Origin of the sequence: Streptomyces albiaxialis, assembly GCF_039530985.1 — a bacterium.
GTDB classification, from domain to species: Bacteria; Actinomycetota; Actinomycetes; order Streptomycetales; family Streptomycetaceae; genus Streptomyces; species Streptomyces albiaxialis.
On record NZ_BAAAPE010000008.1, the window covers coordinates 65401 to 87885 of the forward strand.

General features: G+C 74.7%; 20 protein-coding genes. 10 read left to right on the forward strand and 10 right to left on the reverse strand.

Annotation, left to right across the window (positions count from 1 at the left end):
- Positions 1-89 precede the first annotated feature (89 nt).
- Positions 90-3407, forward strand: a complete 3318-nt coding sequence (locus ABD343_RS16520; protein WP_344528751.1) for an AfsR/SARP family transcriptional regulator — start codon at positions 90-92, stop codon at positions 3405-3407.
- Positions 3408-3431: 24 nt separating this feature from the next.
- Here ABD343_RS16520 and ABD343_RS16525 read toward each other — a convergent pair whose 3' ends face one another.
- A complete protein-coding gene (locus ABD343_RS16525; protein ID WP_344528753.1) occupies positions 3432-4358 on the reverse strand; it encodes a GlxA family transcriptional regulator in 927 nt (308 codons plus the stop codon).
- A 132-nt stretch (positions 4359-4490) separates the two neighbouring features.
- On the opposite strand from ABD343_RS16525, the gene ABD343_RS16530 reads away from it, so the two are divergent.
- Positions 4491-4928 carry a Rid family hydrolase gene (locus tag ABD343_RS16530; RefSeq protein WP_344528755.1) on the forward strand — a complete coding sequence of 146 codons (438 nt, stop codon included), beginning with the start codon at positions 4491-4493 and terminating at the stop codon, positions 4926-4928.
- Positions 4929-4946: 18 nt separating this feature from the next.
- Here the strand turns inward: ABD343_RS16530 and ABD343_RS16535 are convergent, their stop codons facing one another.
- From ABD343_RS16535 to ABD343_RS16545, 3 genes are all read right to left on the reverse strand, one after another.
- A complete protein-coding gene (locus ABD343_RS16535) occupies positions 4947-5615 on the reverse strand; it encodes a DUF4097 family beta strand repeat-containing protein (protein ID WP_344528757.1) in 669 nt (222 codons plus the stop codon).
- 63 nt (positions 5616-5678) lie between these two features.
- Positions 5679-6551, reverse strand: coding sequence for a helix-turn-helix domain-containing protein (locus ABD343_RS16540; RefSeq protein ID WP_344529298.1), 873 nt, complete (start codon positions 6549-6551; stop codon positions 5679-5681).
- A gap of 187 nt (positions 6552-6738) precedes the next feature.
- Positions 6739-9879: an endo-alpha-N-acetylgalactosaminidase family protein gene (locus tag ABD343_RS16545; RefSeq protein WP_344528759.1), complete on the reverse strand. Its 3141-nt coding sequence runs from the start codon at positions 9877-9879 to the stop codon at positions 6739-6741.
- A gap of 198 nt (positions 9880-10077) precedes the next feature.
- Between ABD343_RS16545 and ABD343_RS16550 the strand changes: the two genes are divergently transcribed.
- Complete coding sequence (locus ABD343_RS16550; protein WP_344528761.1) at positions 10078-10983, forward strand: hypothetical protein; 906 nt, start codon at positions 10078-10080, stop codon at positions 10981-10983.
- A gap of 194 nt (positions 10984-11177) precedes the next feature.
- Here ABD343_RS16550 and ABD343_RS16555 read toward each other — a convergent pair whose 3' ends face one another.
- A complete protein-coding gene (locus ABD343_RS16555; protein ID WP_344528763.1) occupies positions 11178-11603 on the reverse strand; it encodes an NUDIX hydrolase in 426 nt (141 codons plus the stop codon).
- 169 nt (positions 11604-11772) lie between these two features.
- Here ABD343_RS16555 and ABD343_RS16560 point away from each other — a divergent pair, with 169 nt between their 5' ends.
- The 5 genes from ABD343_RS16560 (at position 11773) to ABD343_RS16580 (ending at position 15874) form a co-directional block, all read left to right on the forward strand.
- Positions 11773-12147 carry a hypothetical protein gene (locus ABD343_RS16560; RefSeq protein ID WP_344528765.1) on the forward strand — a complete coding sequence of 125 codons (375 nt, stop codon included), beginning with the start codon at positions 11773-11775 and terminating at the stop codon, positions 12145-12147.
- Positions 12148-12256: 109 nt separating this feature from the next.
- The gene (locus ABD343_RS16565) at positions 12257-12877 is read left to right on the forward strand and encodes a carbonic anhydrase (protein WP_344528767.1); all 621 of its coding nucleotides are present in this window, start codon (positions 12257-12259) and stop codon (positions 12875-12877) included.
- A 92-nt stretch (positions 12878-12969) separates the two neighbouring features.
- On the forward strand, positions 12970-14403 hold the full coding sequence (locus ABD343_RS16570; protein ID WP_344529300.1) for a SulP family inorganic anion transporter: 1434 nt from the start codon (positions 12970-12972) through the stop codon (positions 14401-14403).
- Positions 14404-14880: 477 nt separating this feature from the next.
- Positions 14881-15330: a MarR family winged helix-turn-helix transcriptional regulator gene (locus tag ABD343_RS16575; protein WP_344528769.1), complete on the forward strand. Its 450-nt coding sequence runs from the start codon at positions 14881-14883 to the stop codon at positions 15328-15330.
- 49 nt (positions 15331-15379) lie between these two features.
- Positions 15380-15874 carry a PPOX class F420-dependent oxidoreductase gene (locus ABD343_RS16580; RefSeq protein ID WP_344528771.1) on the forward strand — a complete coding sequence of 165 codons (495 nt, stop codon included), beginning with the start codon at positions 15380-15382 and terminating at the stop codon, positions 15872-15874.
- A gap of 174 nt (positions 15875-16048) precedes the next feature.
- Here the strand turns inward: ABD343_RS16580 and ABD343_RS16585 are convergent, their stop codons facing one another.
- From ABD343_RS16585 to ABD343_RS16600, 4 genes are all read right to left on the reverse strand, one after another.
- On the reverse strand, positions 16049-16495 hold the full coding sequence (locus ABD343_RS16585; protein ID WP_344528773.1) for an SCP2 sterol-binding domain-containing protein: 447 nt from the start codon (positions 16493-16495) through the stop codon (positions 16049-16051).
- Positions 16492-16815: an antibiotic biosynthesis monooxygenase family protein gene (locus ABD343_RS16590; RefSeq protein ID WP_344528775.1), complete on the reverse strand. Its 324-nt coding sequence runs from the start codon at positions 16813-16815 to the stop codon at positions 16492-16494. Before ABD343_RS16590 ends, ABD343_RS16585 begins: the two co-directional genes overlap by 4 nt.
- Positions 16812-17150 carry a TcmI family type II polyketide cyclase gene (locus tag ABD343_RS16595; protein WP_344528777.1) on the reverse strand — a complete coding sequence of 113 codons (339 nt, stop codon included), beginning with the start codon at positions 17148-17150 and terminating at the stop codon, positions 16812-16814. The genes ABD343_RS16590 and ABD343_RS16595 overlap by 4 nt, the downstream gene beginning before the upstream one ends.
- Before the next feature lie 102 nt (positions 17151-17252).
- Positions 17253-18506 carry an aldehyde dehydrogenase family protein gene (locus ABD343_RS16600; protein ID WP_344528779.1) on the reverse strand — a complete coding sequence of 418 codons (1254 nt, stop codon included), beginning with the start codon at positions 18504-18506 and terminating at the stop codon, positions 17253-17255.
- A 233-nt stretch (positions 18507-18739) separates the two neighbouring features.
- Here ABD343_RS16600 and ABD343_RS16605 point away from each other — a divergent pair, with 233 nt between their 5' ends.
- Entirely contained in the window at positions 18740-20197 is a 1458-nt protein-coding gene (locus tag ABD343_RS16605) for a DUF6002 family protein (RefSeq protein ID WP_344528781.1), read from the forward strand.
- Positions 20194-21636 (forward strand): hypothetical protein, encoded by a 1443-nt coding sequence (locus tag ABD343_RS16610; protein ID WP_344528783.1) that lies wholly within the window; start codon positions 20194-20196, stop codon positions 21634-21636. The genes ABD343_RS16605 and ABD343_RS16610 overlap by 4 nt, the downstream gene beginning before the upstream one ends.
- Here the strand turns inward: ABD343_RS16610 and ABD343_RS16615 are convergent.
- Positions 21593-22450: an AfsR/SARP family transcriptional regulator gene (locus tag ABD343_RS16615; protein WP_344528785.1), complete on the reverse strand. Its 858-nt coding sequence runs from the start codon at positions 22448-22450 to the stop codon at positions 21593-21595. The two genes, ABD343_RS16610 and ABD343_RS16615, sit on opposite strands and share 44 nt — an antisense overlap.
- Positions 22451-22485 lie beyond the last annotated feature (35 nt).

The following is a 22485-nucleotide window of genomic DNA, read 5'->3' on the forward strand; positions in this document are numbered from 1 at the left end:
CGTGCCGGGGCGTGCGCACGGTTCTCTGACGGTTCTCTGACGGTCCCGGGCAGGCCGGGGGTGACGGAGGTCCGGGATAGCGTGTTCGTATGCGTTTCGGGGTGCTGGGTCCGCTGGAGGTGCGGGGAGCCGACGGGGAGCCGGTGGCCGTTCCCGAGGTGAAGGTCCGCGCGCTGCTGACGCATCTGCTGGTCCACGAGGGCCGGGCCGTGCCGTCCGGGGCGCTCGCCGACGCGCTGTGGGGCGAGCGGCAGCCCCGCGACCCGGCCAACAGCCTCCAGAGCAAGGTCTCCCAGCTCCGCCGCGTGATCGGCCGCGACCTCGTCGTCCGCCGCCCGCCCGGCTATCTGCTGCGCACCGCCGAGGGCGCGGTGGACGCGGGCCGGTTCCACGAGCTGACGGCGCGGGCGCGCGCGGAGGAGGCGCCCGCGCGCCGGGCCGGGCTGTTCGGGCAGGCGCTCGCGCTGTGGCGCGGGCGGGCGTTCGCGGACTTCGCCGACGAGGAGTTCGTCCGCCCCGCGGCCGTACGGCTGGAGGAGGAGCGGCTCACGGTCCTGGAGGAGTGGGCCGAGGCCCGCCTGGCACAGGGCGACCACGCGGCGCTGACCGGCGAGCTGGCCGACCTGGTCGAGCGCCACCCCCTGCGCGAGCGACTCCGCGCCGCGCAGATCCGCGCCCTGTACCGCGCGGGCCGCCAGAGCGAGGCCCTGACCGCGTACGAGCGCGTACGCACGCTGCTCGCCGAGGAACTGGGTGTGTCCCCCGGCCCCGAGTTGACGCGCCTCCACGGCGCGGTGCTGCGGCAGTCCGCGGAACTGGGGCCGGTTCCGGAGGAGGGGGCGAGGGCGGGAGCGGCGTCCGGGCAGGGGGCCGCTCCGGGGCCCTCGGGGTCGCGGCTGCCCGCGCAGCTCACTCCGCTGATCGGGAGGGAGCGTGAGGTCGAGGAGGTCCGGGGGCTGCTCGGGGCCGCGCGGCTGGTGACGTTGACCGGGCCCGGGGGCGTGGGCAAGACCCGGCTCGCGCTGGAGACGGCGGCGGGGCTCGAAGGCCGGTTCCGGGACGGGGTGTGGCTGGTGGAGCTGGCGGCGCACCGCGCCGGGAGCACCGGGGACGCGCTCGCGGAGAGCGTGCTGACCGTGCTCGGCGTCCGCGACGACGCGCGCCGTGCGCCCGCCGAGCGCCTCGTCGAGGTGCTGCGCGACCGGGAGCCGCTGCTCGTCCTCGACAACTGCGAGCAGGTCGTCGGCGAGACGGCCGCCCTGGCGGGCGCCCTGCTGGCCGCGGCGCCCGGCGTACGGGTGCTCGCCACCAGCCGCGAGCCCCTCGCGCTCCCCGGCGAGACCGTGCGCCCCGTCGAACCGCTGGCGGAGGCGGACGCGCTGCGGCTGTTCGCGGCCCGCGCCGGGGAGGGCGCGGAGGCCGACACCGAGGCGGCGCTCGCCGTGTGCCGCCGCCTCGACGGTATCCCGCTCGCGCTGGAGCTGGCGGCGACGCGCGTACGGGCGCTGGGCGTACGGGAACTGGCGGCGCGGCTCGACGACCGCTTCCGGCTCCTCGGGGAGCGCGCCGGTGCCGGGCACCGCGGGACGCCCGCGCGGCAGCGGACGCTGCGTGCCGCGATCGACTGGAGCTGGGAGACGCTGGACGACGCCGAGCGCGCCGTGCTGCGGCGGCTCGCCGTGCACGCGGACGGCTGCACGCTGCGCGCCGCCGAGGAGGTGTGCGCGGGCGACGGCGTGCCGGAGGAGGACGTGCTGGCGCTGCTGGCGCGGCTGGTGGACCGTTCGCTGGTGGTGCCGGTGGACGGCGGCCCGGAGGTGCCGCGCCGCTACCGGCTGCTGGAGACCATCGCCGCGTACGGCCTCGAACGGCTCGCGGAGGCGGGCGAGACGGAGCGCGTTCGGGACCGTCACGCGCGCTGCTACACGGCGTACGCGGAGCGCGCCGACGCGCGGCTGCGCGGCCCCGGCCAGCGGGAGTGGCTCGCCCGCCTCGACGCCGAGACCGCGAACCTCCGTGCCGCGCTCGGCCATTCGCTGGCGCGCGGCGCCACGGACGGCGCGCTGCGGCTGGTCACGGCCCTGAGCTGGTACTGGTACCTGCGCGGCCGTACGAGCGAGGCACACCGCGCACTGGACGCCGCACTCGCGGCGGCGGACCGCGCAGGGCCCGAAGCACCCGCCGTGCCCGCTCCTCTGCTCACCGCCGCCCGCGCCCGTCACGCCGGGGCGGTCCTGCTCGCGGTCGGCCCCGGGGAGGGCGGGGCCGCGTCGGGGTGGCGGGAGGCACTGGGGGCGTACGGCGCCCACGGCGCGGACGACCTGGATGGCCTGGACGGCCTGGAGGGCGTGCGCGGCACGGACGGCACAGACGCCCCGGAGGGCGTGCGCGGTACGGACAGCAGGCGCCGCCCGGACAGCGCGGACAGCGCGCGCGGGCCCTCCAGGGGTGCGGCGCATGCGGAGGCTGCGGTGTTTCTCGCGCTTGCGCTGTGGACGGCCGGTGAGCTGACCGCGAGCCAGGAGCTGGTGCCCGAGGCGCTGGCCCTCGCGCGGGCCGAGGGCGACGGCTGGGGCGAGTCGGTCCTGCTGGGGCTGCGCGCCAGTCAGGAGCTGCTGCGCGGCGAACTGGACGCGGCACGCCGCGACGCGCTCCGCGCGGACGGGGATTTCCGCGAACGCGGCGACCAATGGGGCCAGTTGCGCTCTCTCCAGGTACTGGCGTCGCTCGCCGAGATCTCCGGCGACTACGGGGAGGCCCGCCGTCTCGTACGGGAGGGCCTGGCCCGCGCGGAGGAGCTGGGCCTGGAGGTCGAGGCCACCGGCTGGCTGGTGAATCTGGGCTCCGTGGAGATGCTCGCGGGCCGCTACGAGCGTGCCGCCGCGCTCCACGAGCGGGCCCGCGGCCTGGCCGTACGGCACGGGTACGCGGCGGGTGTCGCGCACGCCGAGATCGGCCTCGGGCTCACGGCGCGGCGTGCGGGGAGGCTGGACGACGCGGAGGCGTATCTGCGGCGGATGCTGGAGTGGCACCGGCGGGCGGACTTCCTGCCGGGGACGGCGCTCGTCCTGGCCGAACTGGGCTTCGTGGCCGAGCTGCGGGGCGACGCGGCGGCGGCGCTCGCGCGTCAGCGGGAGGGGCTGGAGGCCGCCCGGGCCGTGGGCGATCCGCGCGGGCTCGCGCTCGCGTGGGAGGGGCTGGCGGGCGCGGTGTCGCTGGGCGGCGACCCGGCGTACGCGGCGCGCCTGCTGGGCGCGGCGGACCGGGCCCGCCGCTCCGTGGGCGCGCCCCTGGCGGCGGGCGAACGCGCGGACGTCACCCGCGTGACGGCCCGCTGCCACAGTGCGCTGGGCGCCGGTGCGTTCGACGCCGAGTTCGCCGCTCCGCTCCCGGAACAGGCCCCCTGACGGGACCGGCACGGGCCCGGGCGCTCACTGCTCGTTCGCGGCGTGGGTCCTGCGGTAGGCCGTGGGCGTGACGCCGGTTTCGCGGCGGAAGGCGGTGCGGAAGTTGGCCGCCGTGCCGAAGCCGGTGGCGGTGGCGATGCGTTCGACGGGCCAGTCGGAGCTCTCCAGGAGGCGGCGTGCGCTGAGGATGCGCTGGAGGGCGACCCAGCGCATCGGCGGCATGCCCGTCTCGCGGGCGAAGCGGCGGTTGAAGGTGCGGCGGGACATCAGGCTGTGGTCCGCCATGCGCTGCACGGTGAGGGGCGTGCCGAGGCGGGCGAGGGCCCAGTCGCGGGTCGCGCGCAGGGTGTCGCGGCCGGGGGCGAACGGGTCCGCGTACTGGGGCTCGTCCGCCTCGCGCACCGACGAGGAGATCACCTCCTTCGCGACGCCGTCCGCGGCGCCGACCCCGAAGTCGGAGCGGACGATGTGGAGGCAGGCGTCGATTCCCGCGCCCGCTCCGGCGCAGGTGAGGAGGGGGCCGTCCTGGACGAAGAGCCGGTTGTCGACGACGTCGATCCCGGGGTACGCGGCGCGGAGCTGTTCGGTGTGGCGCCAGTGCGTCGTGGCGGAGCGCCCGTCGAGCGCGCCGCTCGCGGCGAGGACGAAGACGCCGGTGCAGACGGCGACGACGCGCACGCCCCGCTCGACGGCGGCGCGCAGTGCTTCGGGGTACGCGGGCGGGAGGGGCAGATGCGGGTCCTCGTAGCCGGGGACGACGACGATGTCGGCCTCCGGGACCGCCGAGAGGGGCGCGGGAGACGCGGCTTCTTCCCCGCACACGAGCACGCGGTAGCCCGGGTGCCGTCCGAAGACGTGTGCGGGGATGCTGACGTCCAGTGCGTAGGCCCGTGGCACCGCGAGGATCGCCACCACGGTCCCGTCGGTCCCGTCGTCGGCGTCCGGCCGCATGCTCGCTCCCCTGTTCCCGTTCCCGTTCCCGTGACTGCCCAGCGTACGGCGGGGCCGGCGTGGCACGATCCTTGCCGTTCCCGGCACGGGCACCGCTGTTCCGCCTCTGACCTGGGCACTTAGCGTCGTGGCATGACGAATCGGAACAGTGTGACGACGGAGAGCTTCGGGGTGCCGTGGGAGAAGGGCTACGGCTACGTCCAGGCGGTGCGGCACGGGGACACCGTGCGGCTCTCGGGGCAGGTGGCGCACGACGGCACGGAGCTGGTGGCGCCCGCGCCGGTGGACGAGGACGGGCGGGTCACCGACTTCTCCCGTACGGGCGAGCAGTTGCGGCAGTGCTACGCGAACGCGGCGGAGCTGCTGCGGCGCTTCGGCGCCTCGCTGGACGACGTCGTGGAGGAGGTGATCTACGCGGTGGACGTGCCGTCGGCGGACGCCGCGGCGGGCCCGGTGCGCAAGGAGGCGTACGGCCGTCCCGACCCCCGGGTGGCGAGCACGATGATCGGCACCCCGCGGCTGGCCTTCCCCGAGCTGCTGGTCGAGGTCAGGTTCGTGGCCCAGGTGTGAACGGCCGTACGCCGGGGGCTACTTCACGGTGATGTCGCCGTTGCTGGTCCTCAGGTCGAGGAGGTGCGGAGCCTTCTTCTCGTCCGGGATCTTCACGGTCCTGTCGCCGTTGCTCGTGTCGGCCTTGACGCGGTAGGGGCCCTTGGCGGGGCGGACGGTGACGCCGCCGTTGGAGGTCTCGGCGCGGATGTCCTGCGGGGTGGCCGTGGACAGGTCGAGGGAGCCGTTGGAGGTCTCGGCGCGCAGGGAGCGGCCGGTCATGCCGCGCGTCTCGACCTCGCCGTTGCTGGTGCGGACGTCGGCGGTGCCCATGGCGTGGAGGGTGATGTCGCCGTTGGAGGTGCCGCCCTTGACGGGGAGCCCGGCGGGGAGGTCCACGGTGTAGCTGACCTCGCAGTCGTCGCCGCAGCCCTTGAGGACCAGCACGCCGTCCTCGACGCGGTGCGTGGTGCCGGGCTCGTCGCCGCGGTACTCGACCTTCCGCTTCAGCGAGACGTCCCGGGCTCCCTTCTCGCCGCGCAGGGTGATGTCGCCGGAGGAGTTGTCGAGGCGGACGGCGGTGATCTTCTCGCTGACCTTCGCGTCGTCCTCCAGGGTCTCCCCCGGCAGCAGGCCGCACGCGCTCGTGCCCGCCGCCCCGGCGGCGACGAGGACCGCGAGGCCCATGATCCGGAACCGTTGGCGCATGACTGACCGCTCCCCCGACGTACGTGAGTGATGTTCGCGGTCAGGGAGACGGCGGGAGGCCCGTCAGGGTTGAGCGTGGCTGATCATCGGCGGGCGGTCGGGGTCGGGGATGGTGTGGCTCCAGCCGCCGGGGACGGTACGGCCCTGCTGTTCGCGGAAGCGGACGGGGGCCATGCCGACGCGGCGGGTGAAGAGGCGGGAGAAGTAGGCGGGGTCGTCGTAGCCGACGCGGCGGGCGACCGTGGAGACGGGCAGGTCGGTTCCGGCGAGCAGTTCCTTGGCGCGGCCGAGCCGTATCCCGAGGACGTAGTCCTTGGGGCTGCATCCGGCGCTGCGCCGTACGGCCGTGCGGAGTTCGGCGGCCGTCATGCCGTGCCGTGCGGCGTGCTCGGCGACGGACAGGGGCAGGAACGCGTCCCTGGCCAGGGCCTCCAGGACGGGGGCGCCGTCGGCGGTCGTGTCGGCGCGGGTGCGGCGCAGGGCGACGAGGAGTTCGTGCACGGCGGCGGCGGTCTCGATCTCCAGCAGCGGGTTGCCCTGCCGGGCGGCGCGGGTGATGCGGATGATGGCGCCGCGCGCCGGTCCCGCGTCGGTGAGGGGGACGACGGGACGGCCGGGCTCGATGCAGCCGAGTTCGGTGTACGCGGCGACGGCCGAGCCGGTGAAGTCGACGAACGCCTCGTCCCAGCCCTCCTCGGCGTCCGCGCCGAAGTGGTGCGGGACGCCCGGGGTGATCCAGAGCAGGGCGGGGGCGACGACCTCGTGGCGCCGCCCGTCCACGTCCTGGCACCAGCCCCGGCCGGCGCTGATGACGATCGCGACGTGGTGGTCGAGGGTGCGGGGGCCGACGGGCGGGAGCGGTCCGTGCTGCATGCCGACGCCGAGGCAGACGAGGCCGAGGCGGTGGTGGACGGGGCCGGGGGTGAAGTAGCGCATCCAGGACTGGTATCTCTGCTCGGCCACCGCGCCTGCTCCCCTCGGGTCCTCCGGTTGCCCGGCCTTCGAGGGGAGCAGCGTACGCGGGGGGTGAGAATCCGCTCCAGCGATGTCGTCCCGGGGCCCCTCGGGCCTGCCTGTCGGCTGGGGGTACGGGGGTCGTCCCCCGGGAGAACGCTGTCGGCGCTCAGTCGAGTTCGGTCACCGTGAAGGAGTCGAGGACGCATTCGGCCTTGGCGTCCTCGCCCGTCTTGCGGAGACCGACCCAGACCTCGCCGTCGGCGGGCGCGGTGAAGGTGTGGGTGTGGCGGGTGGGCGCGGTGGCGACGGGCAGCGGGGTCCGCTCCAGCTCCTTCGCGCCGGGGCTGTCGACGCCCGTCACCCAGGCGTACTGGTCCGCTTTCTCGTTCTCGTAGCGGAAGGAGACCTCGTACTTCTTGCCGGGCCGGAAGCGGACGGTGTGCGGGACGGTGCGGTAGACGAGGCCCTTGTTCTCGCCGCGGGACTTGAGGGACTCGGTGCCGTCGATGACGTCGTCGACGGCCTTGCCGTTCCAGCCGCGCTGGGTGTACGGCGCGTGGCGCTGGGCGATGTGCGTACGGGGGTCGTTGGCGTCGCCCGCGTCGCCCTTGACGAAGGGGCCCCAGCCCTGGGGGACGTGCTCGAAGTCCTCGTGGCAGAGGGTGCCGTCCTTCGCGCTGCGTCTTCCGGGCACGACGCGGACGTTGTCGAAGCGGACGCGGGCGGCGCCCTTGGCGGCGGTGAGGGCGAGGGTGACGGGTCCGCCGCCCTCCGGGACCGTGAACCAGGTCGTCATCCGCTGGAAGCGGGTGCCGTGCTTGCGGTCGGCGGCGACGTAGTTGACGGCGGTGGACGTCTCGGTCCAGTTCTCGGCGGTGACGCCGTCGGCGGTGGTGACGGTGAGCGCGGCGCGCCGCTTCTCGCCCGCCTTCGCTCCGACCTCGACCTGGACGGACGCGGCGTACGTGCCGGGCTTGAGGCGGGCGAGGCGCTGGCTGACGGAGGAGGCCGGTCCGCCGGGGAGGACGAGTTCGTAGTCGCCCAGCGCGCTGCGCTCGACGCCGGCCTCGCCCTTGACCTGCCAGCCCTTGAGGCCGCCGGAGTGGAACCCGGGGTCGGTCAGCGGGGTGCCCTCGCCCCACTTCGGGTCGGGCTGCGCGGGCGCGGGCCGCCGGTAGAGGACGTACGGCTGGTCCTTCTCGGCCTCGATCGTGACCTTGCCGCCGGAGACGCGGAGCCGTACGGGCTTGCCTCGGCCCTGGTCGGTGAGGGGGTAGAGGTGGACGGTCGAGGCGCCGGACCAGCCGGAGGGCAGCCGCCAGGTGGTGGTGCCGCCCTTGGGGTTGTAGTGGTAGAGCTTCGCGGGGTTCTTGGCCCGGCGCGGCTCCCAGGGCAGCAGGTAGGCGCCGTCGTCGTAGACGAGGCGGCCGTCGGTGGTGATGCGGCGCTTGCCGCCCTCGTCGGTGACGGCGGTCGCGGTGTCGCCCTCGAAGGTGATCCCGTGCGCGGTCCAGGTCCGGATCGGGTGGGCCTGGAGGTACTTCGCGGGCAGGCTGTGCGTCCAGATCAGCGGGTAGAAGCCCTTGTTCCAGTCGGTCTTGCCGACCCAGCCCTCGAAGTTGCCCATGCGGGGGATGCCGAGGAGGGTGGGCCACTTGTCGGCGAAGACGTCCTTCTGGTGGTTGCGCAGGAAGCGGATCAGCTTCGAGTTGATGCCGCGCGAGGAGTCGCCGCCGTAGTCGGTCTCGGTGGCCCAGTGGGACCACAGGGCGCTGCGTTCGAAGCCGTGGCCCCACTCGGTGGTGACCATCCAGCCCTGGTCGCGCAGTTCGCGCTGGAGGCGGTCGGAGGTCCAGCCGGATTCGCGGAACACGTCGATGTAGAGCGCGTTGAGCCCCTTGTGCGCCTGGTCGCGCAGGTCCTGGAAGCGCTTCGCGATGTCGCCGGAGACCAGGTCGCGGCGCTGGTCGATGCGGTAGGACTGGTCGAGCCAGTCCCACTGCTCGTTCGTCTTGTCGACGAGCTTCTCGGAGAAGGCGTTGGCGACGGGGTAGGACTCGGTGGCGTTGACGTGCGGCGCGAAGTCGCTGTTCCAGCGGCTGCCCTTCTCCAGCAGGACGTTCATGTCGGCCAGGCCGCCCGCGCGTTCGTTCCAGTTGCCCGCGTAGTCGGGGTGCGCGGAGTCGTGGCCCTCGCTGGCGTACCCCTTCAGCAGCGTGTACTGCCGCAGCCCGTCGGTGGCCAGGTGCACGCGCTTGACGTTGTCGAGGGTGGCGAGGAACGGGTTGGTGGCCTGGCTGGCGAAGTTGAACGCGATGTGCGGGACGACGCGCAGATGCTGCTCGTCGGCGCCCAGCGGGTTCACCATGATCTCGCGCATGGCGATCGCCGCGTCCTGCCAGTCGACGGTGCCGTCGCCGTTGCGGTCGCGGGTGAGGATCACGGTGGCGTACGGCAGCGGCTCGGTGTCCCTCTCCCCCGCCGTCGCGGCCCGGTGGGTCCACTGTCCGCAGCGGACGCGGGCGACGGGCGTGCCGTCCTCGCCCTTGACGGTCTGCCGCCACAGCCGCCCGTTCTCCCAGGTGGCGCCCTTCGTCGTGTCGGGCTTGTCGTAGACGGTGTTCGTCTCGACCGCGGCGGCCAGTTCGGACGTGGAGACGACGGCGTAGGCGCAGCCGAGCGGCTCGGGGTCGGCGGGCGTGGAGCCGGTCGGCTCGACGAGGGTGTCGCCGCTCTTGTCCTTGTCGATCTCGACGCGGGCCGCGAGCAGCGCGGGCTTCTTCTGGTCGGCCCGCACGGCGAGGAAGGCGAGGCCGGGGAGTTCCAGGGTGCCGACGCGGGGCGCCTTGCCGCCGGTGTCGTCGATACCGGTGACCCGCCAGTCGGTCTTGCAGCCCTCGACGGAGATCTCGACGGTGAGCGTGGTGCCGCCGTCGAGGGTCAGGGTGTAGGCGATACGGGAGTCGCCGGGCTCGCTGGTGACCTTCGGGGTGTGCCGCTCGCCGTCGATCAGGAGGGTGGTCACGGCCCCGTCCTGCGCGTGGAGCCGGGCGCCGCTCTGCCGGTCCCGGTAGCCCACGATGCGGGGGAAGGCGGTGTCGACGGTGACGTCGAGGGCCTCGGAACGCAGGGTGTGGGTGCCCTTCGCCTCCTTCGCGCCGTCCGGCTCGTCGGCGCGTGCGGTGACGGTGCCGAGTACACCGAGCGCCGCCCCGGCGCCGACGAGGGTGCCGGTGGCGACCACGGCCCGCCGTGAGGGGCCGTCCGTACCGTCCGCCGTACGGGTGTCGAGCCGCTGCTCGCTCATGCGTCCACTCCGTTTCCCTTGCCGTGTCCCTCGCCGGGCACCGTCTCGTGGGGCGACAGCCTGCGGCAGGGGGGACGGGCGCGCCTATGGACAAAGGCGGGGCAGGTGTTGGACTTCCGGTGCTGCGGACCGCCGCGGGGGCGGGTCGTAGAGTGGCGGTGAGGGCAGTCCGCGACGGGGCGCGTGGGGGTGAGGCCGGTGGCGGCGCGTGGTGCGAAGGATCCCGTCGAGCACGGCTTCCCGCATCTGCACACCGTGCGGTCCGCCGTGACGGCGCTCTACCGGCGGCTGTCGCGGGACACGGTCGAGACGTTCGGCACCAGCATCGCGCCGGGCGACGTGGCGTTCGCCGACCACGACGACCTGTACCTCGGCGCGCAGCGCGTGGCGCAGGTGATGGTGCGGCATCTGCGGCTGCCGCGGGCCCGGGTGATCGTGAGCTTCCGCGAGATGGAGCACGCGGCGCACGTCGAACTGACCGCCGGGCCCGAGTATTTCGTCGAGCTGAACTCCCGCTTCAAGTCCCACCGCCGCGACATCGGCGCCGCGCTCGCGCACGAGGTCATGCACGTCTATCTGCACCGCCTCGACCTCGCCTTCCCCGGCACCCGGGACAACGAGATCCTGACCGACACGGCGACCGCGTATCTGGGCGCGGGCTGGCTCCTGCTGGACGCCTTCCGGCAGGACGATCTCTCCTCGCAGAAGCTGGGCTATCTGACGCCGGAGGAGTTCGGATACGTGCTGGCCAAACGGGCCCGGCTGTTCGGCGAGGACCCCTCGATCTGGTTCACGAGCCCGCAGGCGTACGAGGCGTACGTGCGCGGGAGCGCGCTCGCCGCCCGCGACGAGGAGCGGGCGCCTCTGGTCGCGGCCAACTGGGCGGGCCGCCACCGCTACGCCAAGGACCGGCGGTACGCCCAGGCCCACCTCTCCCCCGGCTCCCCTCCGCTGGGCAACGAGGCGTACACCTTCGAGCACAATTCTCCGCTGAGGGTGTCTTTCCCCTGCCCCACGTGTCACCAGCGGATTCGACTTCCCGTCCGTGGTCGTGTCCGCGCACGCTGTGGTCTTTGCCGCACGGTGTTGGAGTGCGACACGTGACGTAGGAGGCGGCATCCGGGGTGCCCCGTACGGTGCGTTGCCGAGCGCGACCGCGTCGTGCTTGCGCGCGCAGTTCCCCGCGCCCCAGACGGGGCACGTCTCGAAGGGGCCGTTCAGGGGCGCGGGGAACTGCGCGACCAGCCACGGCGTACGCGCGGTCCGCGACGCACGGCACGGGGCACCCCAGAATCGGCTCAGCCCAGCAGGGTCAAGGCATCGGCGGCAGCCGGAGAGAGCACAGCAGGGCTCAAGTCGGCCAACGGGGCCCACGTGACGTCCGACGTCGAGTCGTCGACCTTGGCCACCCGGAGGGAACCCGGCTCGACCTCGGCGCGGTAGAAGAGGCCCACCAGGTGCCAGGACACACCGAGGCGCGTCGCCCCGTAGGAGCGGGCCATGACCAGGCGCGGGGCGCTCGCGAGTGCGAGGCCCGTTTCCTCGCGCAGCTCGCGGGCGAGCGCGGAATCGGGCTGCTCGCCCGGGTCGATGCCGCCGCCCGGCAGATGCCACAGGCCCGGCTCGAAGACCGGGGACGACGCGGCGAGCCGCGTCAGCAGCAGGTGCCCATCGGCGGTGACGACGGCGTACGCCGAGACGCGTGATCGTACGGAGTGGTCCAAGGCGGCCTCCTGACCAGGGGTAGGGGAACAGATTAGCGATCACCACGCGGGGTGTACGCCCGTGCCCGCGCGGGGAGTTCACTGATCGTTAACCCCGCACCACGCGGACCGTCACATGTCATGGGTGACCATGGAGACCGACCACTACAGGTGACCGGGAGGAGGGGCGATGCTGCGCGGCGTGACCGTCGTACGGATGTGTCTGTACGCCCTCGCCCTGGTGCTCTCCCTGGTGCTGGCGGTCGACGGCGTCTCGGGGACCGAGGCGCGGGCCGAGAGCCGCGACGCGGCCACGGCGCCGAAGACGGCGGTCAAGACGGCGGGCGAGGGCGAGCAGGAGCACGCCGAGCGCGCGGTGCGCCGCACGGGCAGATACGCCGCGGCGCCGCCCGTGCCGGGCGAGCATCCGCCGCGTACGTCCGTCCGCTGGACGGCCCCGGTCGCCCTTCCGCACGGTGACGGCATCCCGCCGACGGGCACGGCGGGCGTGCCCTGGAGAAGATCCGTGCCCCTGCCCGTGCTGCACGAGGTGTTCCGGCGCTGATACGGCCGGGCGGCGGCCGCTCCGACGCGTCCCGCCCGTCCCCTCACGTCCTGTTCACCGCGCCTCCCCCGTGGCGGGGAGACGCGACGTCTTCACGCGAGGAACCCTCATGCAGTCCCTCATTCCTCATGTGCGCGCGTTCGCCGCGCGCCTCGATGCCCGGGCCGACGAGCGCGAGAGCTTCGGCAGGCTCGCGCGCGGCCAGTCGCCCGAGGCCCTCTTCATCACCTGCTCCGACTCCCGGGTGGTGCCCGCGGTCTTCACCGGGGCCCGGCCGGGCCAGCTCTTCGAACTCCGTACGGCGGGCAACGCCGTTCCCCCGTACGGCGGCGCCACCGCGCCCTCCGGCGAGGCGGCCACGATCGAGTACGCGGTGGGCGTGCTCCGGGTCCCCGAGATCGTCGTGTGCGGGCACTCGCACTGCGGCGCGGTCGGCGCGCGGGTGCGCGGCGACGACCTGGCGGCGGTGCCCGCGGTCGACGGCTGGCTCGCGGCACAGCTTCCCGACCCCTCCGAGCTGGCGGCCGACGACGACGAACGGCACCGGGCCGACGTGGCCGCCGCGGTCCAGCGCCATGTGCGTGCGCAGCTCGCCAGACTGCGCGGGTACCCGTGCGTCGCGGAGCGGGAGGCGGCGGGCGAACTGCGGCTGCGCGGCTGGTTCTACGCGATAGACACCGGGCTCGTCCTGGAGCACCAGCCGCACGCCGACGCCTTCCTGCCGCTCTGAGGGGGCCCACTGTGTCGCTCAACGAGAAATTCGGCCCTCTTCGGAACCGGAATCGGAACCGGAACCGGGACGGGGACGGGGGCCGGGGCACGCTGCGTGCCGATGTCACCGCGTCCCTCGTCGTCTTCCTGGTCGCGCTGCCGCTGTGCGTGGGCGTGGCCGTCGCCTCGGGCGTGCCCGCCGAACTCGGCCTGATCACCGGCATCGTGGGCGGTCTGGTCACGGGCTTCCTGCCGGGCAGCAGCCTCCAGGTCAGCGGCCCGGCGGCGGGCCTGACCGTGCTCGTGTACGAGGCCGTGGACAGCTACGGGCTCGGCGGGCTCGGCGTCCTGGTGCTGGCCGCCGGGGTGCTCCAGATCGCGATGGGCGTGCTGCGGCTCGGCCGCTGGTTCCGGGCGATCTCGGTCTCCGTCGTCCAGGGCATGCTGGCGGGCATCGGCCTGGTGCTGATCGCCGGGCAGCTCTACGCGCTGGCCGACGCGGAGGCGCCGAGCAGCGGCCCGGACAAGCTGCTGGGCCTCGGCGGGCTCGTCGTGGACACGCTCGGCGACTCCCGTGCGCTGACCGCCCTCGGGCTCGGGGCCGGGACGGTGCTGGTGCTGGCGCTGTGGCCGCGGTGGCGGGCCGGGGCGCGGGCGCTGCCCGCGCCGCTGGCGGCGGTGCTGCTGGCCACCGGCGTGACGGTCGCGCTGGACCTGCCGGTGGCGCGCGTCGAGGTCCAGGGCCTGCTGGCGTCCGTACAGCCGCCGGGGGCCGGGGACTTCGCGGGCCTGGCGTCCGTGGGGATGCTGGGCACGGTGCTGGCATTCACGCTGATCGCGTCGGCCGAGTCGCTGTTCTCGGCGGCGGCCGTGGACCGGCTGCACGACGGGCCGCGCACCGACTACGACAAGGAGCTGATCGCGCAGGGCGCGGGCAACGCCGTGTGCGGGGGGCTGGGCGCCCTGCCCATGACCGCGGTCATCGTGCGCAGTTCGGCGAACGTCGCGGCGGGGGCCCGCACGAAGGCGTCGCGGGTGCTGCACGGGGCGTGGCTGCTGCTGTTCGCCGCCGCGTTCCCGGCGGCGCTGGAGCTGATCCCCGTCGCGGCGCTGGCCGGTGTGCTGGTGCACGCGGGCTGGAAGCTGATTCCCGTGCGGGAGTTCGGGCCGCTGTGGCGCGAACACCGGGCCGAGGCGGTGGTGCTGGCGGTGACGGCGGTGGCGATCGTCGTCACGGACATGTTCCAGGGTGTGCTGCTGGGGCTGCTGACGGCGGTGGTCAAGACGGCGTGGGAGACGTCCCATGTGCACGTCGAGACGGAGGACCCCGGTGCGGGGCTGCCACTGCGTGTCCGGGTGCTGGGCAACGCGACGTTCCTGCGCCTGCCCAGGCTTCTGGACCAGTTGGAGGCGTTGCCCTCCGACCGCCGGGTGGCCCTCCACCTTGAGGGCCTCCGCCACGTCGACCACGCGTGCGGGCTCGCCCTCACGTCCTGGGAAGAGCAGCACAACAGGTCGGCAACCGCCCCTCGGGTAACGGCCTGACGGAGGGCACCCCCTTCTCCCCGTTCCGAGAAGGGGGTGCCCCTCGCCGCGCATCGCGGACTGCCGCGCCGTCGTGCCCGCGCGCGCGGTTCCCCGCGCCCCTGAAGCGGCCGGAACCAGATGTCGGCCTCGACGCCGCGCCCGTCACGGGTCGTGGCGGTGAACGTCTTGGCCTCGCCCGGCTCGGAGGGCGGCTCCCCGTCGAGCCCGGTGCCGAGGAGCACCGTGATGCCGAGCGCGTCCAGCTCGGCCCGTACCGCCGCGCGGAACTCCGGCGGGAACGCGGGCAGCAGCTCCTCGCCGGGGTCGACGAGGGTGACGGCGACGGTGGGCGCGTGCCCGTGTGCGTTCATCGTTCTCTCCCCGATCGATTTCGTTCGTACTCAAAACAGTTCGTAGTACGGACAAGAACAGTAGTTCGCGATGCGAACGGTCGCCAACTAGACTCCGGGCGCGGACGACGGAGAAGGGAACGCGATGGCCGAGGGGCTGAAGATCACCGATGCGCTGGTCCGGCTGACGCACCTGGTCGACCACGTCTTCGCCGACGTCTGCCGCGACCTGGACCTCACCCCGCAGCAGGCCCAGCTCCTGTGCATGCTCATCGACGGGCCCGTCGGCATGACCGAGCTGAGCAGGCTGCTGCACCTGGAGAAGTCCAGCCTCACCGGGCTCGTGGACCGGGTGCAGCGGCGCGGCCTCGTGGCCCGGGTGCCCGACGACCACGACCGGCGGGCCTGCCGCATCGAGCTGACCGAGGTCGGGGCCCGGCTCGGCGAGGCCTCGCACGGGGCCATGGGCGAGCGGCTCGAAGCGCTCCTGGGGGACCTCGACGGCCCGGACCGGGACCTGCTCATCTCGTCCGTCTCACGGATCCTCGCCGCGCACACCGCCGCGACCGGCCGCCCGTGGGACCGCACCGAGTGACGCCCGGCCGCTCGGCCCTGGAGTGCGCTCGATGCCGTACGTTCGGCGCATGAGTCCTTCCATCGCCACCAACACCCGTGTCGGCCTGGCCGGGCTGCTGGAGTTCGTACGGCCGCGGCATCGCGCGATCCTGATGACGCGCCGCGCGGACGGAGCCCCCCAGGCCTCGCCCCTGACCTGCGGCGTGGACGACGCCGGACGTGTCGTCATGTCGACGTACCCCGAGCGCGTCAAGACCCGTAACGCGCGCCGGGACCCGCGCGTGAGCGTGCTGGTCCTCTCCGACGAGTGGAACGGCCCCTGGGTGCAGATCGACGGGGACGCCGAGGTCATCGACGCGCCGGACTCGGTCGAGCCGCTCGTCGAGTACTTCCGCGTGATCTCCGGCGAGCACCCGGACTGGGACGAGTACCGCACGGCGATGATCGAGCAGGGCAAGTCGCTGATCCGGGTCACGCCGCGCCGCTGGGGCCCGATCGCCACCGGCGGCTTCCCGGCACGGCTGGCCGAGCCGGAGGAGAAGCCGGTGGAGAAGCCCGAGTGAGGGGCGGGGGCTCCGCCCTCCCCCGAGCGCCGCGCGAGGGCGCGGTGGCACGATCCGGGGAGAGTGACGGCCTGCTCGCGCCCGTCGGACGGCGGGGAGGAGCGCCGCGACAGGGAATGTGCGCGGGGGTGTTCTCCCTCTCGCGAAGCCCCCGCCGCAGGGCGCCGGGCAGGCTCACCCGCCCCGGTCGTCGCGGGTGCCGAACCACTCGAACCAGTTCATGGCGAAGAACACGTCGCCCGTGAACTTCAGCCGTCCCGCGACGAACGCCTCGTCCGCGCGGGTCTCCCCCGTCGCGAGCGCGACGAGGTCCCCCAGCTCCACACCGACCGTCACATCGGCCTCCTGGCCCGCGACGAACGTCGAGCAGTGGCCGTTGACGACGGAGAGATAGCGGTGGCGGACGCCCAGCGGGGTCACCACCTCGTACCGGAACGTCCCCGAGCGGCCCACCGCCCGCTCGGGGCGGAAGCGGTGGCGGAACCACGCGCAGACGAGGTCCAGCAGCCGCTCGATCTCCTCCGCCGAGGGCAGCGGATCGGCCCCGTCCACCGCCTCGCCCGCCTCCCGTACCCGGGCGGCCAGCCCGGCCGTCCCCTTCTCGCGCTCGCTCTCGTTCACTCCCAGCCCTCTCCTCCGGCCGCCTCGACCTCGTAGACCCCGAACGGCACCGCGTAGCGCAGGTCGCGGTACGGGCGCAGCGGGGCCGTGTCCTCGCGGTGCCCGGGGCTGCGCTCCCAGCTCCGGAACGCCTCCAGGTCGGTCCATCTGCTCATGACGATCAGCGAGGTGGGGTCGTCGGGCGAGCGCAGCAGCGCGCTGCCGAGCATCCCGGGGACCTCGGCCATCCGCTTGCTCACCACCCGGTACGCCTCGCGGACGGCCTGGAGCTGCTGGTCGTCGTGGACGGCCTGGTGCACCAGCACCCGTACCTCGCTCACCTGACCCGGCCCCTCTCCTTCGACCAGACGTAGAAGGGCTCGGCCAGCGCGTCCTTCGGCTCCTTCCAGTGCGGGTCGTAGGGCGACAGGCACTGGTTGAGGCGGGTGTTGAGGTCCTCGACGAGCGGGTGGCTGCGGGCGTGGTACAGCTCGGGGGCCACGTCGCGCTCGGTCTCGGCGAGGTGGAAGTACAGGTCGTGGAAGGTGAAGAGGGTCCGGTGGGACACCCCGGCCATGAGGGGCAGTTCGCCCGCGTCCGACTCCTCGAAGATCCGGGCGATGGTGTCGGCCTTCCCCGGTTCCATGCGCGCCACTATGAGCGTTCGGTACGCCACCGTCGGCCTCCTTCGCGGGGGAGTGATCCTGCCCGTACCACCGTGCCAAGGCGCGCTGGAGCCCCGCTCGACCCTGGCTCCAGCGGCGGGGCGCGCGGCAGGTCAGCGGAGGGGGCCGGTGATGACGGGGCGGCGCAGCGCGGCCTCCTGGGAGAGCAGCAGGGGCCTGCCGAGCAGCCGCCCGTCGTGGCGGACCCCGCCGGCGTGCGGGCCGAAGCCGCCGAACGGCCGGTTGCCGTCCTCGGCGTCGTGCGCGGTGGTGTTGCGCAGCAGGGCCGCGGTGCCGAGGGTCTCGCCGGTCAGCCGGGGCTCGCCGAGCACCGAGGCGTACCGGCCCCGGTCCAGCTCCTCCGGGGCCCGCGCCCACTCGCGGATCAGCGCCGGGTCGTCGTAGGGCACCAGGCAGAAGACGGGGGCGAGGAGTTCGGGCGGGTGGAAGGCGGGGCTCTCGGGGAGGACCAGCAGCGTCGGCTCGACCAGCATCCGGTCGGGGTCGGCGGTGCCGCCCGTCACGACGTGCGCGGCGTTCTCCTCCAGGAAGCGGGCGGTGCGCTCCACGGCCTCGATGTAGATCATCGAGGTCAGCACGGTGTCGGGCCAGGTCCGTACGCCCACGGTGAGCACCGACAGTTCGGCGCGCAGCCGCTCCACGAGCGCGTCGAGGCGCAGCCGGTGGACGAAGACCACGTCGGGGCAGAGCCGGTCCTGGCCCGAGTTGTGCAGCCGGGCGCGGAGCACCGCGCGGCAGGCGGCGGCCGGATCGGTGCGGGGGCCGATCACCAGCGGGTCGGGCGCCGGGCCGAGGGCGAGGAAGAGGGGGCGTTCCCCGATCGCGGTCATCGTGGCGCGGGCCCCGTCGGGTCCGGCCCAGCAGACGACGGCGTCGGCCTCGGCGCAGACGGGCGCGAACTCCTCCGGCGTGGCGTCCGTGAGCTGGACCCGCTCCATCAGCGCGGGGTCGAGGTGCTTGGTGAGGGCCTTGTGGAGGGCGTTGGCGGTGTGCTGGGTGCGTTCGGTGGGGCGGAGGACGACCTCGTCGGCATAGAGCGCGGGGACCAGTCCGTGGACGACGAAGGAGAGCAGCAGGTTGTGCGGCGGCAGGAGCGCGGCGACGCGGCCGAGCTGGGGCGGTCCGTGACGGGCGAGTTCGCGGGGCGCGCCCGCCAGCGTCGCGACGGCGCGCAGGAGTTCGTCGCGCGCGGTGCGGTGGGTGGCGAGGCGCGTGAGCACGGGCAGCACCGCGTCGTCGTGCCGGAGCAGCGCGCCCGCCGCGCCGGTGGCCGTCCCGTACGCGGCGCCGAGGTCGGGCCAGTCGCGGGTGAAGGACTCCAGCACGGGCATGAACGGCTGGTTCATCGGGCGTCCCCTCCGGTCCTCGGCGGCTCCCCGGCGGCCTCGACCTGCCTTTGAGACCGCCAGGCTAGAAATCGGGAAATGAACCCGTGCGCCGTGAACGGTCGCAGTCGTACAGGCGCCGAGCAGAGCATGTCGCGGAACTCTCGGAGCACGCATGACCGCCGGTCGAGGACGGCTCGCACGGGGGCCGCCGCGGGCCAGGCCGCCGCGGTCCCGGACCCGGGAGAGCGCGCATGAACCTCGCCGAGACGACCGGCGGCACCGGCACCGCCGCCACCACGGGCGCCACGGGCACCACCGGCGGCACGGGCGGCACCAGCGGCACCGGCAGCACGAGCGCCACGGGCGCCACCGACATCGCGCGGGCGCCGGTTCCCGCCCTGGCCGCCCACTGGGACACCGTGCGCGAGGCGTTCCCCGGCGGCGGGCTGCCGCCCCTGGACGACGCGCTGCGCGGCTATCTGTCCGCCGCCGGGGCAGCCGTGCTGCCGCTGCCCGACCACCACGGGGCGCGGCTGCGGCTGCTGGACCTGTGCCGCAACCCGGCCGCGCCGACGGCGGCGAGCATGGGCGCGCTGGTGACCGTCGCCCGCGCCGTCGCGCACCTGCGCGCCGGGGGCGGGCCCGTCACGCTGCTCGCGCCGTCCTCGGGCAACGCCGCGACGGCGCTGCGGGACGCGGTGCTGCGCGCCTACGCCCACGGCCTCGCCGAACCGGACGGGCTGGGGGTGGTGTGCCTGGTGCCCGCGCGCTCGCGCGGGAAGCTGCGGGACTCCGAGCTGGCCGGGCTGCCGGGCCTGCGGCGGCGCAACCCGGTCGTCGTGCACCATGGTTCGGACCCCGAGGGCGTACGCGGACTCGCGCGGGCGTACCACCGGGAGCGGGCCGAGGTGCTGCACCGGAAGTACGGCCGCTCCCTGTGGCTGACGACGGGGCTCGCAGGCGACCGGGCCGCCGGTGCCGTACGGGCGCTGCTGGAGCGGGACCTGATGGCCCCGCCGCCGCCCGGCGGGCGGGTGCACGCGCAGGCCGTCGACACCGGGGCCGGGCTGCTGGGGCACCGCGACGGCACGCTGCTGCTCCCCGGCGCCCCGGGGACGCGCCCGGCCCCGCGCTACCACCTCGTCCAGCACCTCAACACCCCGGACCTGGTGCTGCGGCTGCACTTCGGCGCGTTCTCCCGCGCGCCGATGCCGCCCTACGCGTACGACGCGGCGCGGCGGCTGCATCTCCAGTCCTCCGACCCGCGCTTCCCGTACGCGGCGCACAGCCCGGACGAGGTGCTGGAGCCGTCGTTCTACTCCCGCGCCCCGCGCACCGCCGGCGAGGTCGCCGCGATGGTCCGCGCGGGCGGCGGGGGCGGCTCGGTGGTCTCCTCGTACGAGTGCCTGGCCCGCTACCCCACCGTCCGCGCGCTGCTGCGCGCGGCGGGCGTCGCGCTGCCGGAGGGGCCCGGGCGGTTGCGCGAGTGGGCGCTGGTGATGACGCTGACGGGCGTGCTGGACGCCCTCGACAGGGGGCTGCTCGGGCCGGGGGTGCCCGGCGGGGAGACCGAGGTGCTGGTGCACGGCACCGGCAACTGGACCGCGCGGGACGGGGCGCCGCTGCCCGGTCCGCTGATGCGGTACGCCGATTCCGTCGACGAGCTGGACGTCGTCGTCGCCGAGGCGCTGGAGGAGGAGCGGCCATGACGGAGCCGGGCCCCGCGCCGTTCTTCCACGCCCCGGCCCCGGGCCGTACGGACACGCGCCCGGAGCCGCCGCGCCGCCGCCCGCCCGGCGAGATCGCCGCGCTGCTGCGCGAGGAGGTGCCGGGGACCGGCGGATCCGCGCTGCCCGCGCGGCCGTTCGTGCTGCCCCGCCGCTCCTACGACGAGCTGTTCGGCATCAGCCGCCTCGTCCTCGCCCTGCTGCGCCGGGCCGCGCTCGCGCGGGGCACGAGCTGGCCCGCGCGGCTGGCGGCGCTGGGCGCCAGGAGCGAGGACCATCCGCTGCTGTCCGGCATGGACAACACGGAGACCGGCTACTGCTCCCTGATGGCGCGGGCCGACGTCGTGGTCGGCGCGGACGGCCCCAGGCTGCTCGACTTCCACGTGGGCGGCGCGTTCCCCGGGGCCGTGGAGACCAGCGGCCTCGCCCGGGTATGGGGGCGGGTGTACGGCGCGGGGGACGGGCCGCCGTTCGCCGGGCACGATCCGCTGGCGACGCGCGCTGAGGCGTTCGCCGAGGTCTGCGCGCGGCGCCGGCTGCCGCGCGCGGTGGCCGTCCTCGGGCGCGCGGAGGACCTGGACCCGCACGCCGACGCCGGGGAAAACCCGAAGGCCGGGGCGCGGTACGCGGAGCGCGAGGTGGCGGGGTTCCGGGAGCGGGGCTTCGCCGCGGACTTCTTCGAACCCGGCGCGCTGCCCGAGGCGCTGGGCCGCCCGGCGCGGCTGCGCTACCCGCTGGGGCTGTGCCGCTTCTCGCCCACGGCCTGGGCCCGCGCCGGGCTGGACACGGGGCCCGTACGGGACGCGCAGCGCGCGGGGCTGCTCCTGCTGCCGCCGCAGAGCGGCGGACTGCTGGCCGACCGGCGGGTGCTGGCCCTCGTCTCGGCGGGGCTGCCCTGGATGACGCGCGGCGAGCGGGAGCTGACGGACCGCTGGCTGCCGTGGACGCGGCCGACCCTCGCGGGCCGTACGCCGTGGCGGGACGGCGAGCGGGAGCTGCCGGACGCGGTGCTGGCCGACCGTGAGGCGTACGTCCTCAAGAGCGCCGTCCGGGACGCCGGTCACGTGCTGGTGGGGCGCCGTACGGACGAGGCGCGGTGGCGGCGGGCCGTGGAGGACGCCTTCCGGCGGGGCGACGGGGTGGTGCAGGAGTACGTGGAGCCGCTGTCCTGCCCCCTGGAGCTGACGGACGGCGAGACGGTGTGGACCGCCCCGGTGACGCCCGTCTTCGGGCCGATGCTCTTCGGGGGGCGGCCCGGCGGCTGCTGGGGGCGGTACGCGCTGCCCGGCTCCCCCGCGCCCGCCGGGCACAACGCGGTGCCGGCGCACAACGCGGTGCTGGCCGACGCGGCGCCGGGCCGCTCCGCGGGGACCGGCGTCAGCGCCCCTGGAGCGCGCGGAGCAGCCCGCCGCTCCCGGTGAGCGCGCCGTCGGTGAACGGCGGCAGGGGGAGGGCCAGTTCGTCGGAGGAGTCGAGCACCGCGCACTGGAGCCGCTGGAGGTCGGGCGAGGGGTCGAGGCCCAGCTCGCGGGAGAGGACGCCGCGCAGCCGCTGGTAGACCTCCAGGGCGCTGCCCCGCCTGCCCGAGCGGTACAGGGCCAGCATGAGCTGGGCCTGGAGCCCCTCGTGCAGCGGGTGCTGCGCGGCGAGCCCGGACAGCTCGCCGACCAGCTCGTGGTGGCGGCCCAGCGAGAGGTCCACGTCGATGCGCTGGTTGAGGATCCCGAGGCGGGACTCCTCCAGGCGGGTCGCCTCGATCTCCAGCAGCGGCCCGCACTGCACGTCGACGAGCGCGGGGCCGCGCCACAGGTCGAGGGCGGAGCGGAAGGAGGCCGAGGCACCCACCAAGTCCCCGGCCTCCAGGGCCCGGTGGCCCGCTCCGGACAGCCTCTCGAACTCGGACACGTCGATCCTGCCGCCCTGGGTGTCCAGCAGGTAGCCGCCGGGCTCGGTGACCAGGACGCTCTTGGCGCCGTGCGGCAGGTCGGCGGGGGGCCGTTCGCCGAGGACCTCCTCGATGAGGTTGCGCAGTTGCAGGACGTACGTCTGGAGTGTCGTCTGCACGCTGCGCGGCGGGGACTCCCCCCACAGCTCCTCCACCAGCGAGGCGACCGAGACCACTTGGTCGGGGTGCATCGCGAGGAGGGCGAGGACCTTGCGGGGCTTGACCGCGGTGGGGACGACCGAGACGCCCGACTGCACGACCCTGCACGGTCCCAGCACGCTGATGTCCATTCCCGACTCCCTTCGGTTTTCCGATGTCGGGGGCC